15 protein-coding genes and 1 riboswitch are annotated in these 16598 nt (G+C 72.7%); of the genes, 4 read left to right on the top strand and 11 right to left on the bottom strand.

The window, feature by feature from the left end:
- Positions 1 to 90 precede the first annotated feature (90 nt).
- From dpgD to BS75_RS31440, 6 genes are all read right to left on the bottom strand, one after another.
- Positions 91 to 897 (bottom strand): enoyl-CoA-hydratase DpgD, encoded by an 807-nt coding sequence (gene dpgD, locus BS75_RS31460; RefSeq protein ID WP_034090675.1) that lies wholly within the window; start codon positions 895 to 897, stop codon positions 91 to 93.
- 38 nt (positions 898 to 935) lie between these two features.
- Positions 936 to 2261 (bottom strand): (3,5-dihydroxyphenyl)acetyl-CoA 1,2-dioxygenase DpgC, encoded by a 1326-nt coding sequence (gene dpgC / locus BS75_RS31455; RefSeq protein WP_042439909.1) that lies wholly within the window; start codon positions 2259 to 2261, stop codon positions 936 to 938.
- The gene (gene dpgB / locus BS75_RS50770) at positions 2258 to 2698 is read right to left on the bottom strand and encodes an enoyl-CoA-hydratase DpgB (protein WP_331281476.1); all 441 of its coding nucleotides are present in this window, start codon (positions 2696 to 2698) and stop codon (positions 2258 to 2260) included. Before dpgB ends, dpgC begins: the two co-directional genes overlap by 4 nt.
- 2 nt (positions 2699 to 2700) lie before the next feature.
- A complete protein-coding gene (locus tag BS75_RS50765) occupies positions 2701 to 2985 on the bottom strand; it encodes a hypothetical protein (RefSeq protein WP_231607941.1) in 285 nt (94 codons plus the stop codon).
- A gap of 50 nt (positions 2986 to 3035) precedes the next feature.
- Positions 3036 to 4235 carry a 3,5-dihydroxyphenylacetyl-CoA synthase DpgA gene (dpgA, locus tag BS75_RS31445; RefSeq protein ID WP_231607940.1) on the bottom strand — a complete coding sequence of 400 codons (1200 nt, stop codon included), beginning with the start codon at positions 4233 to 4235 and terminating at the stop codon, positions 3036 to 3038.
- Between the two features lie 137 nt (positions 4236 to 4372).
- The gene (locus BS75_RS31440; protein ID WP_034090674.1) at positions 4373 to 5674 is read right to left on the bottom strand and encodes an aminotransferase-like domain-containing protein; all 1302 of its coding nucleotides are present in this window, start codon (positions 5672 to 5674) and stop codon (positions 4373 to 4375) included.
- A gap of 460 nt (positions 5675 to 6134) precedes the next feature.
- Between BS75_RS31440 and BS75_RS31435 the strand changes: the two genes are divergently transcribed.
- Positions 6135 to 7475: a cysteate synthase gene (locus BS75_RS31435; protein WP_042439915.1), complete on the top strand. Its 1341-nt coding sequence runs from the start codon at positions 6135 to 6137 to the stop codon at positions 7473 to 7475.
- Between the two features lie 226 nt (positions 7476 to 7701).
- Entirely contained in the window at positions 7702 to 7917 is a 216-nt protein-coding gene (locus BS75_RS31430; RefSeq protein ID WP_034090673.1) for an MbtH family protein, read from the top strand.
- 44 nt (positions 7918 to 7961) lie between these two features.
- On the opposite strand, the gene BS75_RS31425 is transcribed toward BS75_RS31430, so the two are convergent.
- Entirely contained in the window at positions 7962 to 9362 is a 1401-nt protein-coding gene (locus tag BS75_RS31425; protein ID WP_052069841.1) for a protein kinase domain-containing protein, read from the bottom strand.
- Positions 9363 to 9553: 191 nt separating this feature from the next.
- Here BS75_RS31425 and BS75_RS31420 point away from each other — a divergent pair, with 191 nt between their 5' ends.
- Positions 9554 to 10180, top strand: a complete 627-nt coding sequence (locus BS75_RS31420) for a Pr6Pr family membrane protein (protein WP_034090672.1) — start codon at positions 9554 to 9556, stop codon at positions 10178 to 10180.
- 52 nt (positions 10181 to 10232) lie between these two features.
- Here BS75_RS31420 and mctP read toward each other — a convergent pair whose 3' ends face one another.
- Entirely contained in the window at positions 10233 to 11864 is a 1632-nt protein-coding gene (mctP, locus tag BS75_RS31415; protein WP_034090671.1) for a monocarboxylate uptake permease MctP, read from the bottom strand.
- On the bottom strand, positions 11861 to 12220 hold the full coding sequence (locus BS75_RS31410; protein WP_152646130.1) for a DUF3311 domain-containing protein: 360 nt from the start codon (positions 12218 to 12220) through the stop codon (positions 11861 to 11863). The genes mctP and BS75_RS31410 overlap by 4 nt, the downstream gene beginning before the upstream one ends.
- Before the next feature lie 315 nt (positions 12221 to 12535).
- Positions 12536 to 12706: riboswitch (cyclic di-AMP (ydaO/yuaA leader) on the top strand.
- Positions 12707 to 12711: 5 nt separating this feature from the next.
- Between BS75_RS31410 and BS75_RS47080 the strand changes: the two genes are divergently transcribed.
- The gene (locus BS75_RS47080) at positions 12712 to 13917 is read left to right on the top strand and encodes a glycoside hydrolase family 16 protein (RefSeq protein ID WP_081982754.1); all 1206 of its coding nucleotides are present in this window, start codon (positions 12712 to 12714) and stop codon (positions 13915 to 13917) included.
- 323 nt (positions 13918 to 14240) lie between these two features.
- On the opposite strand, the gene BS75_RS31400 is transcribed toward BS75_RS47080, so the two are convergent.
- Positions 14241 to 15059 (bottom strand): methyltransferase domain-containing protein, encoded by an 819-nt coding sequence (locus BS75_RS31400; RefSeq protein ID WP_034090670.1) that lies wholly within the window; start codon positions 15057 to 15059, stop codon positions 14241 to 14243.
- Positions 15060 to 15113: 54 nt separating this feature from the next.
- The gene (locus BS75_RS31395) at positions 15114 to 16565 is read right to left on the bottom strand and encodes an FAD-dependent oxidoreductase (protein ID WP_052069839.1); all 1452 of its coding nucleotides are present in this window, start codon (positions 16563 to 16565) and stop codon (positions 15114 to 15116) included.
- Between the last annotated feature and the right edge of the window lie 33 nt (positions 16566 to 16598).

Here is a 16598-nt window from a genome sequence, read left to right as displayed (position 1 = left end):
AAAGACTGCATAAACATGGGACAGCAGGGGGGAGTTCACTGAGTGACGCAGCCCTGACCGTCCGTCACCCGGGAGCGGGCGGGGCCGAGGTCAGCGGCCCTGCCACTGCGGGGGACGCTTCTCGACGAAGGCGCGCGGCCCCTCCAGTGCGTCCGCGCTGTGCATCCGCCGCTCCTCCCATCGGTAGCGGGTCCGGAACGCCTGCTCCAGCGGGGCGGTGGCGGCGGTCGCCACGGCCTCCTTGATCGCGCGCACCGCCAGCGGGGCGCAGCGCAGCACGTCCGCCACCCAGCCGTCGACGCAGGCGTCGAGTTCCTCGGCCGGAACGACCTCGTTGACCAGCCCGAGCTCGTAGGCGCGGGCCGCCGTCATCGGACGGCCGGTGATCAGATGGCCGAGAGCCACCCGGTGCGGCGCCTGGCGGGCCAGCCGGAACACCCCGCCGGCTCCGGCGATCAGGCCGAGCTTGGCCTCCGGCAGGGCGAAGGTGGCCGTGTCGGCGGCCACGATCACGTCGCAGGCGAGGGCCAGTTCGAAGCCGCCGCCGAAGGCGTGGCCGTTGACCCGGGCGATCACCGGCTTGGCCAGGTCGAAGCGCTCGGTCAGCCGGGGCCAGCCGGGCTTGCCCTCGCTGCCGAAGGTCGAGGGCGCGGCCGAGTCGGAGCGGTTCCGCGCGGCGAGCTCCTTGAGGTCCTGCCCGGCGGAGAAGGCCCGGTCGCCGGCGCCGGTGAGCACGGCGAGCCAGAGCTCGTCGTCGGCCTCGAAGTCGTCCCAGACCCGCCCGAGCTCCTCGTGCATCCGCAGGTCCATCGCATTGAGCGAAGCGGGCCGGTCGAGCGTCACCCGGGCGACGCGGCCGTCCTTCTCGTAGCGGACTGCGGTCAGGTCCTTCACCATGCTCTGTCCCTGCCTGTTCTGAGGGGGTCGGGCTCCGGTCAGGTGCGGGCGGCGGCGGAGGCCGTCGCGAAGCGGCCCACCTTGCCGATCACGTCCTGGCTGTACAGCCGGAGCGCCTGCTGGAGGGCGAACTCCGCCATGTAGTGCCGGAAGTGCTCGGGCGGCTCCTCGGCCAGGTTGAGCATCCGGCGGTTGGTGGTCACCGCCTGGCTGTCCAGGCGTTCCAGCGACTCCTCCACCGCGCCGTCCAGCCGGTCCGGTTCGACGACCTCGTCGAGCAGGAACCGGGCGTCGGGCTCGGTGGCGTGGATCCGACGGCCCCAGAGCACCGCCTGGCGGGAGATCCGCCCCCCGGCCAGCCGGCCGAGGCGGAGGTTCCCGGCGCCGGGGACGATGCCCTCCTGGGCGGCGGGCAGGCTGACGTAGGAGTCGGCGGCGGCCAGTACCCGGTCGAAGACCATGAGCAGCTGGGCGCCGCCGCCTATCGCGAAGGTGTCGACCGCGGCCACCCAGGGCTTCTCGATGACCGGCGTGTGCCAGGAGCCGGCGTGGTCCACCCGGACGCCCCGGAGCAGTTTGTTGATGTAGCCGAGTTCGCGGCGCAGCAGGAAGTCGACCAGCGAGATCTGCCCGGCGTGCAGGCTCTTGAGGTTGATCCCGGCACTGAAGACCCGTCGGCCCCGGTAGCGGGGATGGGTCATCACGCCGCCGCGCAGCACGCCCACGCCGACGGCCGGGTCGAGCAGGGCCAGGTCGACCGCCGTCTCCATGTCGTCGACCTGCTGGTTGTCCTCGGCGTTGAGGCTGTCCTCGCGGCACATCGTCAGATGGGCCGCGCTGCCCTGCCGCTCCAGCCGTACGGAGCGGAGCTCCAGCAGGCCGGTGCGGCGGAACTCCGGCAGGAGCCGCAGGGCCCGCTCGGTGGGCAGCGCCATCGCGTCGACCAGGTGCGGGCCGGAGACCGGCGAGCCCAGTATCTGCCGCAGGAAGAGACCCTGGTCGATCTCCAGGCCCTCCTTGTCGGCCTGGGGGCGGGACTGCTCCTCGGCCATCCGCTCGGCCGAGGGGACCAGCCCGGGGCAGGCGACGGCCGCACCGGCCACCAGTTCGGGCAGCCGCAGGTCGAGGGCCAGGCCGTCGGTCAGCTGCTGGTAGAGGTCCGGGCCGTGGAGTTTGAGGAAGCGGCTGCGGAGCGTCCGCGCCTCGTTCTGGGCCTCGACGGCGAGGGCCTGCTGAGCTGCCGAACGCGCGCTGGGCAGGGGCAGGGTGGCCAGCAGGGCGTCGGTCCGCTCGGCGGACTCGGCCACCGCCCGCGCGGCGGCAGTGGTGCTGGCGGCGGCGGTGGCGGTGGCGGTGGCGGTCACGAGGCGGCCCCGGCGTCGGTGCGGCGCAGCACGCGGTCGCAGGCGGCGAGGTGCCGGCCGAGGGCCTCCTCGAAGCTGGTGGTGGTGGCATCGAGCATCAACTGCCGACGGACCGCCAGACCGGGGCCGGCCGCCGCGAGCACGGCCGCCGCCTCGTCCGGCAGCTCCGAACCGGGGTCGTCGACGAGAAGGTCCAGCAGGTTCCACTGCAGCGCCTGCTCCGCCGGGACCGATGCGCCGAAGAGGACGGCGCGGCGGGTCGCCGCCACCCCGAGCTGGTTGGTCAGCCGGTAGAGCGCCATGCCGGGCCAGACTCCGCCCGGACCGGTCGGCGGCAGCAGCCGGCTGCCGGGCTCGGCGATCCGGAAGTCCGCGGTGAGCAGCGCCTCCAGCGCGACGCCGCCGCAGTCGCCGGTCACCACCGCGACGACCGGCAGGTTCAGCCGCTCCAGCCGACGCAGCGCGCGCTCCCACTTGTTGACCAGCGTGAGCGGCGGTACGCCGGCCCCGACGGCGGCGCCCCCGACGGCGGCGGAGGCCGCGGCGGCGGGGCCCCGGTGAGCCGGAGCAGCACCGGGCCTCGGGCGGCGGCGTCCTCGGCCAGGTCGCACAGGCCGTTGACGGCGGCGACGGTCGCCGCGGACAGCGCCGCCGCGCCGTCGATCCCGACCAGCAGCGCGGGGGCCGCGGCGGTGATGGTGGTGGTCGTGCCGGAGTGGTTCATCGTGGGCTCGCCTTCTTGCTCGGGTCGGGCGGACTGCTCGGGTCGGGCGTTCACCAGCGGGCCAGGGCGGTCTCGATGGTGGATCCGGGGCCCATCGTCATCAGCACGCAGTAGTCGCCCGGTTCGGCGGCGCGTTCCTCCAGCAGCCGTCGGTAGGAGAAGAGGAACGAACCGCTCGAAAGGTTCCCGAAGTCCCGCAGAACGCTTGTGGTGTGGCGCACATCGTGGCGGGTCAATCCCAGATTGACGCCGACGGCGTCGATGACCTTCTTGCCGCCCGAGTGCACCAGCCAGTGGGCGATGTCGCTGCGCCGCAGCCCGGTCCCGGCCAGCAGCCGGTCGACCACGATCTCGGCGTGCGCGCCGACGACATAGGGCACGGCCGGGTCGAGGAAGAAGCTGAACCGGTCCTGCGCGCTGTCCCAGTCGTAGCGCATGGCTTCGAGGGCGTCGGTGATGATGTAGCTGGCGAAGCGCAGCAGCCGGGGGCCCTCGGCGCGGGGCAGCGGGAGGTCCGACTCCCCCGCCAGTACCGCCACGGCGGCGGCGCCGTCCCCGAACAGGCTGTTGACCACGGAGGTGCGCATCGTGCCGTCGAAGACGTAGGCGGCGGAGCAGGCCTCGGCGCACACCATCAGCGCGGGTTGGCCCGGATGCGCCCGGGCCCAGCCGGCCACGGCGTTGAGTGCGTTGAGTCCGGCGTTGCAGCCCATGCCGACCACGTCGAGGCGGCTGCTGTGCGGGTCGATGCCCAGCTCGCGGATGATCAGCGCGCTGAGGCCGGGGGTGAGGAAGCCGGTCGTGGTGACGCAGCAGAGGTAGCCGATGTCCGCGAGGTCGAGTCCGGTGCGCTTGAGGCACTCCTCGATCGCCCGCACGCCCATGTCGACGGCCTGGGCCTTGTGCTTGGCGAGCAGTTGGCCCTGGTCCTCCAGGGCGCGGGTGCCGTCCGGGCGCAGCGGCGGCAGGGTGAGGTGCCTGCGGTCGATCGCGCTGTTCAGGAAGATCGAGCGGATCCGCGGGTCCTCGACGCCGAAGGCGTCCAGGATGTCCTGCTGCGAGTAGGACTCGGCGGGGACCGCCGTGCCCACTCCGATGATCCGTGCGGCGTCCGCCTCCGGGGGCAGTCCGCGCCGCGCGGCGGCGTTCCGTGCCGGGGACGCGACCGCGGCGGCTGCGATGGCAGGGGGCGGGAGGATCGCAGGGGTCGGGACGGCAGGGGTCGGGATGGTCGTCATCGGTACGTCCACCCCCAGCTCCTCGGCTTGCTACGGACCAGCGGTGTGCAGTGCTCCATGGGCGCGTCGGCCCTCCTTACATGACGAATGCTCAGAACCGGTGCATGGGAGATCGGTCGGTGGGGCGGACGGCAGGCGCAGCCGCCGGACTATTGCTCGCGGTGCGCGGCCGACTGCTCCCGGACGAAGTCCGCGAGCCGGTCCAGGCCGTCCTCGATCTCGTCCGTCAGCAGGTGGCTGAAGGAGAGCCGGATGACGTAGCGCGGCTGTCCGTCCGCGTAGAAGTGGTGCACCGGGGTCCACAGCACCCGGTGCCGGGCGGCGCTGAGCTCCAACAGCTCGTCCCCGGCCGGGAAGGGGACGGTCAGCAGCAGGAAGAAGCCGCCGGTGGGGCTGTTCCAGCTGACCCCGGGGAAGTCGGGGCCGCCGAACCGCTTCTCCAGCCCGGCCAGCACCTGCTCCAGGTTGGCCCGGTAGGTGGCGATCTCGCGGGAGTTGGCGTCCCGGAGGCTGTACCCGTGCTCCAGCAGCTTGCCGCCGATGACCGCCTGCGCGATCGGCGAGGTGTTCACCGTCAGCATGCTCTTGATCTTGGCCAGTTGGTCGGCGAGCAGGTCCTGCCCGGTAGTCGCGCCGGTCACGCGCTGGTCGGCGACCACGTAGCCGACCCGGGCCCCGGGCAGGCCGGTCTTGGCGAAGGAGCCGAGGTAGACGACCTGTCCGTCGGTGTCGAGCGACTTCATGGTCGGCGGCCCGGAGGGGTCGCCGAGCAGCCCGTACGGGTTGTCCTCCAGTACCAGGAAGCCCTCGTCGGCGGCGATCCGGAGCATCCGCTCCCTGACCTCCCGAGTGAGTCTGATCCCGCTCGGATTGGCGAAGTCGGGGATCACGTAGCAGGCGCGGGGGCGCAGCCCGGCGGCCTTCGCCTGCCGGACGACGGCCACCAGGTCGTCCAGGTCGACGCCCTCCGGCGACTCCCTGACCGGCAGCACCGGCAGGTCCACCAGCTGGGCGGCGCCATGGACCCCGACATAGCTCGGCGCCACCGCGAGCAGCACGTCCCGGTCGTCGGCGCGGAGCGCACGCAGCGTCAGGTACAGCGCCTCCTGGCAGCCGACCGTGACCACCACCGCCTCCGGGTCCACGACGATGCCCTCGTCCACCCTGAGGTGCTCCGCGATCAGCTCGTGGATGATCCCCTTGGTCCGCCCGTACTGCAGGATCGTGCGGCGCACCGCGGCCTCGTCGCCGTCCAGCCGCTCGCTCAGGTGGCGCCGGTAGGTCTCCAGGTAGCGGTGGACGTCATCGAGGTCGAAGTAGCCCTCGAACGGCCGGCCGGCCGCCAGCGACACGGCCCCGGGAAAGCGTTGCGCGACCTCGTTGAGGAAATTCATGGACTCGCTGACCGGCGCCGACAATGACGGGTGGAGACCCTCCTGTTCCAGGTCCATACCTGTCCCCTCCCCGACTCGTTCGTTTACCGTGCGTGTTCCCATGATTGCGGAAATAGACTCAGAATCCTTATGGGAAAACGCCGTTGCCGCAGCGTCCGACCATGATCCGGCCGTCGCCGGGAGCAGGCTAGCAGCAGGTTCGTCAGCCAAGTACACGCCGGAGGAAGGCAGTCACCGGCGTTGCGGAATTCGCCACCACTATGAATGGTGAATTCATCTCGCGTTCGCTTTTTCGCGGTCTCCCGTTCCTGGCCGGACACCAGCCTCCAAGCAGGCGACTCCCGTTCCGGGGCGCTTCGGCGGCATGCCGCCCCAGTACCAGCAGCTCCCAACCCGTCCGCCGCCGAGCCGGATTGACAGTGCATTCGTGGAAGTCAGCCGGTCGCCGCTCCCGCCGGACGGGACGCGCAGCAGCGGGATCCGATGTACCGACCACACCGAGAGCGAACCGGCCCCCATGCACGCTGATGCGCCCGACGCCGCCCACTACCGCCTCGTCTGCTCCGTCTGCGGACACCGGCAATCCGACGACGGGGTCACCCTCGGCTGCCCCGAGCCGCACGACCCCGGCCTGTGGAAGACCGACTACCGCACCGAGGCGCTCGCCCCCGACGACCGGGAGAGCGGCGTCTTCCGCTACCGCGACTGGCTCCCGGTGCGCCGCACACTGCCCGGCACCGGGCGGTCGACGGTCTACCGCAGCCGACGCCTCGCCGGCTTCCTGGGTCTGAGCGAACTCTGGATCGCCTTCAACGGCTACTGGCCGGAGCAGGGCGGCGATCTGACGACCGGTACGTTCAAGGAGCTCGAAGCCGCCACGGTGCTCGGCCGGCTCCCCGAGGACGCCGGCACGCTGGTGGTGACCTCGGCCGGGAACACCGCCGCCGCCTTCGCCGAGCTCTGCGCCCGGCAGCGGGTGCCGGTGGCGATCGTCGTACCGGCCGCCGCGCTGCCCCGGCTGCGGACCCTCGCCCCCGCCTCCGACCTGGTCCGCATCGTCGCGGTCGACGGCGCGGACTACGCCGACGCCATCGCCCTAGGCGACGCCTTGGCCCGGCTGCCCGGGTTCACCGCCGAGGGCGGCACCCGCAATGTCGGCCGCCGCGACGGCCTGGCCACCGTGCTGCTCTCCGCGGTGGAGGCGATGGGCGGGCTCCCGGCCTACTACGTCCAGGCCATCGGCAGCGGGGCCGGGGCCATCGCCGTCCACGAGGCCGCACTGCGGATCAGCGCCGGCACCGCAGCTGATCAACAGCCCTCGGGACTACCGCAGCTGATCCTTGCCCAGAACTCCTGCTACGCACCGGTCCATCAGGCCTGGAACTCCGGGGTCCGGCCCTGGGAGCGCGACTCCGAGCGGGAGCAGCAGGAGCAGCGGGAGTCCTGCGGGCGGGCCTTCGCACCGGAGCTGACCAACCGTCGGCCGCCCTACGACGTGGGCGGCGGCCTCTGCGAGGCGCTGACCCAGAGCGCCGGGCAGGTCCTCGTCGCCGACGCCGCGGCGGCCCGCGCGGCCATGGAGACCTTCCGCGAGCTGGAGGGGATCGACATCGAGCCGGCCGCCGGCGTCGCCCTGGCCGCGCTGCGGGACGCGGTGCGCGGGGGCCGGATCGACGTCGACGGCCGGGTTCTGCTCAACATCAGCGGCGGCGGGCGGGACCGGCTGGCCGCCGAGCACGAATTGACCTGCCATCAGCCCGATCTGGTGGTCCCGCGCGAGGCGTTCCGATGTCCCGAGCAGATGGCCGAGGTGGCCGCCGGGGCCGCGGTGCGCCGAGTCGAGTCACTGGCGTTCTGAGCGAACCGTCGCTCCGGCCGAACCGTCGCTCCGGCCGAACCGTCGCCGCGACCGAACCGGCGCTGCGACCGAACCGGCGCTGCGACCGAACCGGCGGTCCCACCGAGAAGTTCACCCGGCCGACGCCCGGCGGCGGCCCCTCGTTCGCCGCAGTCGATCATGGTCGGTCGATGGCGGCTACGCTGAGACCGCGCCGACCGAGACACCGTTGAGAGAGGAAGCACTCATGGCAAACCCCTTCGAGGACGCAGACGGCACCTACCTGGTGCTGGTGAACGAGGAGAACCAGCACTCGCTCTGGCCCGCCTTCGCCGAGGTCCCGGCCGGCTGGACGGTGGCCCACGGCCCCGACGGACGCCAGGCCTGCCTCGACCACGTCGAGGCCAACTGGACCGACATGCGACCGGCCAGCCTGGTCCGCGCCATGGCCGAGGACAACTGAGCCGAGGACAACCGAGTCCAGGACAATCGAGTCCAGGGCGACCGTCAGCCGGTGGCCGCGCCGGGCCCGGTGGAGAGGGTGATCTGCACTCCGGCGCCGTCGTCGACGACCGTGCCCGGCTTCGGAACCTGGGCGCAGACCCGATGCGCGGCGACCGAGGTCCCCGGGCAGCCGCCGAGGCCGACGCCGGCCACCCGCAGGCCGTGCTCGCGCAGCACGGCCCGACTGCCGGCCAGCGAGCGGCCGGTCAGATCGGGCGCCAGCTCATGGTGGGTGCCGGTGACCGCGCCCGCCACCGAGCCGCCGACGGCCGAACCGGACTTGGCTCCGGAGCCGGCCCCGGGGGCAGATCCGCCCCCGGAGCCGGCGACCTGGTAGGCCGCGACCCCGGAGATCAGCACGACCGCACCGGCCACCGCGAGCAGCACCCGGCGGGTCCGGCGCCGGGGTGTCCGGCGGCTTGCGGCCCGCTCCTCGCGCTCGGCCGCCCGGGCCGCGCCGCGCCCCGCCGCCCGGGCGCCCAACTGGACGGTCGGGCCGCCGGCCGGCACCTCGGTCACTGCCGGACCGCCGACCGTACCGGTGGCCGCCGAGGCCGCGTCCAGCTGCCGCAACTCCTGCTCCACCGCCGTGCGCATGGCCGCCGCGTCGGCGAAGCGCAGCTCCCGGTCCTTGGCCAGGGCCCGCAGCACCAAACCGTCGCAGGAGCGCGGGACGGCGGGTGCGAACGCCGAAGGCGGCTGCGGCTCCGCCGAGATCTGCTGCCAGCCCACCGCCAGCGCCGACTCCCCCACGAACGGGGGCCGACCGGTGAGCAGTTCGAAGAGCAGGCAGGCGACGGAGTAGAGGTCCGCGCGGGCGTCCACGCTCTCGCCGCGCGCCGCCTCCGGCGAGAGGTAGTCGGCGGTCCCGATCACCATGGCCGGATCGGTCAGTGTCATCCCCCGGTCCTGCACGGGGCGCGCGATGCCGAAGTCCATCAGCTTGACCGCGCCGTCCTCGGTCACCATCACGTTGGCCGGCTTGATGTCCCGGTGGATGATGCCCTGGGCATGCGCGTGGGCGAGGCCGTCCAGCACCGTGTGGGTCAGCTCCAGGGCCCGCCGCACCGGCAGCCCGGTGGCGGGCGGCTGCCCGGCAGTCCCCTGCTGCCCCTGGCCGAGGCGCAGCAGGTCGAGCAGGGTGGTGCCGTGGATGTACTCCATGACCAGGTACGGCAGCAGCGCGCCGTCGACCGTGTCCTCGCCGCTGTCGAAGACGGCGACGACGGCGGGGTGGTTGAGCGAGGCCGTGGACTGCGCCTCCCGCCGGAAGCGCGCCAGATAGGTGGGGTCGTCCGCCATCCCCGGACCCATCACCTTGACCGCGACCGGGCGGTCGAGCCGGGTGTCCTGCGCCAGGTGGACCTCGGCCATGCCGCCGCGCCCCAGCAGGCGCTCCAGCACGTACCGACCCCCGAGAACCCGTTCCTGCTGCATTGCCCACCCGTCTCTGGACCACCGCGACGACCCGCACACGTCGGCCGCACCCTAGCGGGCAATCTTGTGGGATTTTTGTGCCCCCGCCCCGAGGAGGGCACCGGCAGCCACGTTACTTACTGGTAGCGCCCGGCGGCGACGGTCTGTACCTTGCCCCCATGGCACGTAACCACACACTCGTCGGCGTACTCCGGATCGCGCTCGGACTGCTGGCGCTGATCGCCCTGGCCGTCGGGCTGGACCGGGACGTCCACGACCACGACGGCGGCAACTTCATCTTCTACTTCACCAACCTGTCGAACCTCTTCGGCGCGGCCGTGCTGCTGACCGGCGGAGTCGCCCTGCTGCGCGGCCGACCCGGGGTGCCCGACCTGCTGCGCGGCGCGTCCGCGCTCTACCTGATCATCACCGGGCTGGTGTTCTGGACGCTGCTGTCGAACACCATCGACGCGCAGACCATCGTCTGGCAGAACGACGTGGTGCACGGGGTGATGCCGGTCGCCCTCCTGCTGGACTGGCTGCTGCTGCCGCCGAAGGCCCGGATCGCCCTCGGCCGCGCCTCCTCCTGGCTGGTCTTCCCGCTGGCGTACCTGGCCGTGTCCCTGCTGCGCGGCCCGATGGTCGGCTGGTACCCGTACGACTTCCTGGACCCGCGCGAGCCCGGCGGCTACGCCCATGTCACCACCTGGTCGGTGATCGTCACGGTGGTGTTCGTGGTCTTCACCCTGATCCTGGTGGCCGTGGGCAACCGGCTCCGCCCGCGCGTCGGCGCCGACGCGGCCTGACCGCCCGCGCCGCCCGGCCCGCGCCGACACGGCGGGGACGGGCGGCGCGGGATCAGCCGACCGGTGATGCGGGCTCCGGGGCCAGGCCCAGCTGGTAGTCGGCCGGAACGGTCTCGTCCCGCCCCCCGGGCGCCTTGAACGCGCGGAGCAGCAGGGTGCCGACCACCGCGACGGCGAGGTTCAGCACGAAGGCCGTCACCCCGACGTAGCCGATCTGGCCGATCAGCGGGATGGTGGCCGAGCTGCCGCCGAAGTGCGAGTGCGGCTTCCCGGCGGCGGCCACGCCGTAGGCGGTCCAGGTCCCGTAGGCCATGCCGGCGGCCCAGCCGGCCAGCAGTGCCCAGGGGTGGAGCCACTTGGAGAACAGCCCGCTGACGATCGCCGGGAACGTCTGCAGGATCCAGATGCCGCCGAGCAGTTGCAGGTTGATCGAGAACTGCTTGTCGATCCCGAGCACGAAGCCCAGGGCGCCGAGCTTCACCACCAGCGAGGCGAGCTTCGCGACCTGGGTCTGCTGGGCGGCGGTGGCGTCCGGCTTCAGGAACTCCCGGTAGACGTTGCGGGTGAACAGGTTGGCGGCGGCGATGGACATGATCGCCGCCGGGACCAGCGCCCCGATGCCGATGGCGGCGAAGGCCACCCCGGCGAACCAGGAGGGGAACATCCTGGCGAACAGCTGCGGCACCGCCAACTGGGCGTTGTAGCCGGTCACGCCCTTGCCGATGCCGGCCGCGATGGCCATGAAGCCGAGCAGCGACAGCAGTCCCAGCATCAGCGAGTAGGCCGGGAGCAGCGCCAGATTGCGGCGGACCGTGTTCCGGCTCTTGGCGGCCAGCAGCCCCGTCGCCGAGTGCGGGTAGAGGAACAGCGCCATCGCCGAACCCATCGCCAGGGTGGCGTAGGCCCATTGCGCGCTCGGTCCGGTGACCAGCGAACCGCGCGGCTTTCCGGTGGCGGGGCTGGTCTTGGCCAGGGCCGCGGCGGACTCGTGGAAGATCTGGCCGTAGCCGCCGAGCCGGATCGGGATGTAGATCACCGCGACCAGGACCACGATGTAGACCAGGGTGTCCTTGACGAACGCGATCAGCGCGGGGGCGCGCAGCCCCGAGGAGTAGGTGTAGGCGGCGAGCACGGCGAAGGCCAGCAGCAGCGGCAGGTCCTTGGCGAAGCCGCTGGAGCCGCCGATGTCCATCGTGTCCAGCACGGCCTGGATGCCCACGAGCTGCAGTGCGATGTAGGGCATCGTCGCCAGGATCCCGGTCAGTGCGACGGCGAGCGCCAGGTAGCGCGAGCCGTAGCGTCCCCGGGCGAAGTCGGCCAGGGTGACGTACCCCTTGCTGCGCGCCACCGACCAGAGCCTTGGCAGGAAGAGGAACACCAGCGGCCAGGCGAGGATGGTGTAGGGCACCGCGTAGAAGCCGGCCGCGCCGACGCCGTAGACCAGGGCGGGGACGGCGATGAAGGTGTAGGCGGTGTAGAGGTCGCCGCCGAGCAGGAACCAGCTGACGATCGTGCCGAAGCCGCGTCCGCCGAGGCCCCACTCGTCCAGGTGGAGCGGGTTCTCGGCCCGGCGCCAGCGGGCGGCGAGGAAGCCGACGACGGTGACCACGAGGAAGAGCACGATGAAGACGGTCAGCGAGACGGCGTTGGTGTGCCCGGCCGCCGAGATGGTGAGTCGGCTCATCGTCCGGCCCCCTCGGTCGGCGCGCCGTCGGTGCCGCCGTCGGCGCCGCTGCTGCCGTTGCCGGCCCCTGGGGGCGGGTCCGCCCGGCGGCGGGCCTCCTCGCGGCGGATCAGCAGGTAGGCGCCGCCGGTGAAGACGCCCGAAACGATCACCCAGAGCAGTTGGTACCAGTAGAAGAACGGGATCCCGATGAACGCGGGCCGCAGCCTGGCATAGGAGTTGACCCAGAACAGGGCCACGAAGGGAGCGAGGAGGAGGATCCCGCAGACCACCCGGGTCGGCGTGATCACGGGTAATCCGACCGCCGGCGCGGGCGGCGGACCGGACAGCGGGGCGGACGGTGCGGTGTCGGCCATGGTGACGGCTCCCTTGGTGCTCGATGGGGTGCGGTCGGCGGCACTCTCCCGAGGCGCCGCCGTGCGTTCATGCCCATCGGAATCTAGGCCAATGACGGGCGCACGTCACTAGGATGTCCAACTGTCCGACCGGACCGACGACATGCTCGTACAAGGGTTCACCGATCCGCGTGGTTCGTCCGATCCGCCCCGGTCCGTCCCGATGTGAGACCGGGCACAACCCATTGTCCGGGCGGGACTCGTCTGCCTACCCTGCATACTCCGCCGTGGGCGGACCACGCCGCCGGGACGCCGAATCCTGTCCACCCGCCGGCGGGCTGTCGAGCACCGAATCGGACAGGAGCGGGGGAACCAGGTAAGTCGCCGTCGCCGCACCGCCCGCAGGGCGCCGCGGCCCACGGCTCGGGGTGAAGCCGCACCACCGGCGGCCGGGCTTCCTCAGGCCCGAACCCGACAGCTCACCTCGCAGGCGTGTCACGAGGAACACCGACATGCGTCTCCCTGCCATACCCGCGCGCCTCTGTGCCACCGCCGGCGCTGCCGCACTGATCGCCGTCCCGCTGGCCGGACAGGCCGTCGCCGCCACCGCGTCCGCCCCCACCGTCACCCAGGACCGGCTCACCCCGACGTCGATGACGGCCGGCGTCGCCACCACCGCGGGCCTCACCGTTCACGCCAAGTCCTGCTTCACCGCGAAGACGCTGGGCGTCGGCGTTCGCGACAAGGCCGGCGACAACCTGGACTTCCCCGGCTCGGCCTCGAACGTCCGGATCTGCCCGGCCGGCGTCTCGATCACCACCGGCAGCCGCACCCTGCCCGCCGGCTCCTACACCGAGTTCGGCTTCTGGCAGGACACTGCGGGCGCCTGGCACAACCTGGCCTCGCACACCCTGACCGTCGCGCCCGCCGCGACCACCAAGCCGACCGCGCCGGCCACGCCCACCCCCACGCCCACGCCCACCCCGAGTGCGCCCGCCACTCCCCCGGCGACCGCGACCTCCGGCTCGCCCGTCGCGGGCCAGAAGCTGATCTGGTCCGACGACTTCAGCAGCCCGATCGCCTGGGGATCGACCTGGGTCGGCGACACCACCACCTCGTTCCAGTACGGCAACCACAACCCGAACGACAACAAGCTCGACTGGCTGGACCCCTCGGCCGTGAGCGTCGCCAACGGCGTCGCCACCTTCACCGCGACGCCCTCCACCCATGTCCTGGAGAACGGCAAGACGGCCTGGAACACCGGTCTGCTCACCACCGAGGGCTCGACCCAGGGCTTCCAGGTCAAGACCGGCGAGTACGTCGAGACCCGGGTGCAGCTGCCGACCGCCGCCGGCGCCTGGCCCGCGCTGTGGACCTGGAAGAACGGCAACGGCGAGATCGACTCCTTCGAGTACCACCCCGACAACCCGAACCTGCTGGAGCTCACCAACCATGTGAACCCCGCGCAGGACTACTACACCGACGCCAACGCGATCGCCCCGGGCAAGTGGGTGACCATCGGCACCTACTACGGCGCCAACTCGGTCAGCTGGTACGTCAACGGCACCAAGGTCTACTCGGACGGCACCGGCGTCGGCGCCAACTGGTCCGCGTACCTGATCCTCAGCCTCTCGGTCAGCGCGGGTGAGTACCACCCGGCCCCGACCGGCAGCGCGCCGATCACCTTCGCCGCCGACTACGTCCGCGTCTACGGCTGACCTCTCCGCCCAGTCCAGATCGGCGTGGCCGACCAGCGCGAGGCTCCGGTTCCAGAGCTCGGCGCGGGCCCGGGGGTCGTACGCCTGGGCGGCGGCGCGGGTGTCCCGGGTGCGGTCGAAGAACCGGCCGGTCGTCGCCGCCGGCCCCGGGTCGCTCACCAGCCGCTGGGTGGCGGCGCCAATCCGACCGGCACGGTGATCGAGGCCGACGGCGGGGGCCCGGCTGGTCACGCTGGGCTGCACCCGACGTCCGGGCCCGGCGTCCGGGCCCGGCGTCCGGGCCCGGCGCGCGGGCCCGGCGCGCGGGTCCGGCGTCCGCGCGGCTACGCCGACGGGCGACGGCCCCAGGCGGAGACCAACGGGGCGGTCGCCAGGTCCAGCCGCCCGGTCTCGACGCTCGCCAGGTGGCGGTCCACCTCCTCCTCCGTGGCCAGGCCCGCCGCCACCAGCCGGGACCGGATCTGCCGGACCGTCGCCGCCTCCAGCACGGTGCAGGCCGGTGACGTGATCGGGAAGTAGGCGTCGGCCTGGACCTCCTCCAGGCCGGACTCCCGCAGTACCCGGGGCAGGGTTCGCCCGTAGGCGAGGTCCGCGCCGCGCTCGGCCATCAGCGCGCGGAAGCCCGAGCGCAGCCGGTTGGCCAGCCGCTGCTCCGGTCCGGACTCGTCCGGGCAGAGCAGCGGCTGCAGCCCCGGATCGGCGTCCTCCAGCAGCAGCCAGCCGCCGGGACGCAGCGCCTGCACCATCCGGCGCAGGGCCTCCTCCCGGTCGGCGACATGGACCAGCACCAGCCGGGCGTGGACCAGGTCGAAGCCGCCGGAGGGCGGCGGGTCGGCGGCGACGTCGTGCCGCAGCACCTCGACCGTCCCGGCCCCGGCGTCCTCCTCCGGCGCGGTCCAGGACGGGTCGATGTCGGTGGCCAGCACGAACCCGCCCGGGCCCACCCGCCGGGCCAGCCCGGCCGGCACGCTGGGGCCGCCCGCCCCGACCTCCCAGCAGCGCATTCCGGCGCCGATGCCCAGCCGGTCCACATGCCTGAAGGTCACCGGGTCGAACAGCTCGCCCAGGGCACCGAAGCGGATCACCGCCTGCGACTGCTGGTTGTCGAGCAGATATCCGTGTTCCGCCTGGTGCTCCGTCATCCCCCGAGCATCTCAGATCCCGGTCGCACCACCCTTCACCTGCCTCTGCTGCGCCTACGCCGCCGAGGCATCGGGATCGGCGGCGGGCGCGGCAGGCGCGCGGCGGAAGAGCCGGAGGCGGAGGGCGCGCGCCAGGAGCCGGGGGCTGGCCAGGGAGTCGGGGTGGGCGAGCATGGTCGTGGTGCGGGCCACCCGCTCGCTGATGACGGCGTCGGTGACCGCGAGCTCGAAGAGCAGCCGACCCACCCACCGGATGAGTCGGTAGCCGCGCGGGTAGGGCCCGTCCACGTGCGGCAGTTCCAGGTCGGCGAAGGTCGAGACCTGCCAGGCGGCGTCGACGACCACCTTCACCTGCTCGAAGTAGCCGCTCGCCGGTTCGCGGAGGGAGGTGCGCGGGGCGTGCAGGTAGGCCGACAGGCAGGAGGCGTGCAGCATGGCCGAGGTCATGCCCTGGCCGTAGACGGGGTTGAACGAGGCCACCGCGTCACCGGTCGCGACCAGCCCCGCCGGGAACCGTCGGAGCTCGTGGAAGTCCCGCCGCCTGCTGTCGGCCTGATGGTACGTCACCACCTCGCTCACCTGCTTGGCACGCTCGGCGATGTCGCCGAACACCTGGGGGAAGTCCTCGCGGCAGCGCCTGCCGAACTCCACCGCGTCCCGGCTGGGGCGGTCGTCGGCGTAGCCGGCCACCAGCACCATCCAGCGGTGGTCCTCGACCAGGATCACCCCGCCGATCCGGGGCGGGCTGCCAGCGGCCGGGTCGGCGGCGGCGGTCGAGACCACGTTCCAGGCCTCGCTTACCGCGCCGTCGTGCTGGAAGACGGAGGTGGCGTAGTTCAACTTGATCGGCATCCGTCGCATCGGCGGACGCTCCCAGCCGCTCTCGTCCAGCCAGTCGCCGAGCCGGCTGGAGCGGCCCATCGCGTCGACCACCAACTCGGCCTCCAGAGTGACCTGCTGGTCCGAGCCCAACGGGGTGTACCGGGCGCCGACCACCCGGTCCCCGTCGAAGTCGAGTCCCTCGGCCAGGCCGGTGACCCGGCGTATGTTCCCGACCGCGAGGGTGCGGCGGTGGATCAGGGCCTCCAGAAAGGGACGGGTGCTGACCAGGACCGTCCAGTCCTGGTCGATCGGCGCGGTGACCCACCGTCGCCCGTCGGTGTAGAACCACTCGCGGGAGCCGTCCCGGGGCGGGGTCACCGCTCCGGCGGCCACCGCCTCGGCGGCGAACCCCGGGAACCAGCGCTCCAGTTGGACCACGCCGGCCGGGAGCAGCGCGTGCACCTGGCTGCCCTGCGGCACCCCGGGGCGCGGGCCGCCGGTACCGGCCGTGCCGTCGCGCTCGACGATCACCACCTCCTCGGCGTGCTCGCTGAGCACCCGCGCGGCCATCAGCCCGGCGACGCTGCCGCCCAGGACGACGGCCCGGCGCAGCGAGATCCCGCCCCTGGCGGGCGGAAGGGCGTCGGAGATCTGCGCGAAGAGCTGTGCGGATGAGCCGGCCACGGTGGGAACTCCTCTTGCCGCAGGGTGAGTTCA

This window comes from Streptacidiphilus albus JL83 (genome assembly GCF_000744705.1).
Taxonomy (GTDB): domain Bacteria; phylum Actinomycetota; class Actinomycetes; order Streptomycetales; family Streptomycetaceae; genus Streptacidiphilus; species Streptacidiphilus albus.
This window is presented reverse-complemented; position numbering and strand designations above follow the sequence as displayed.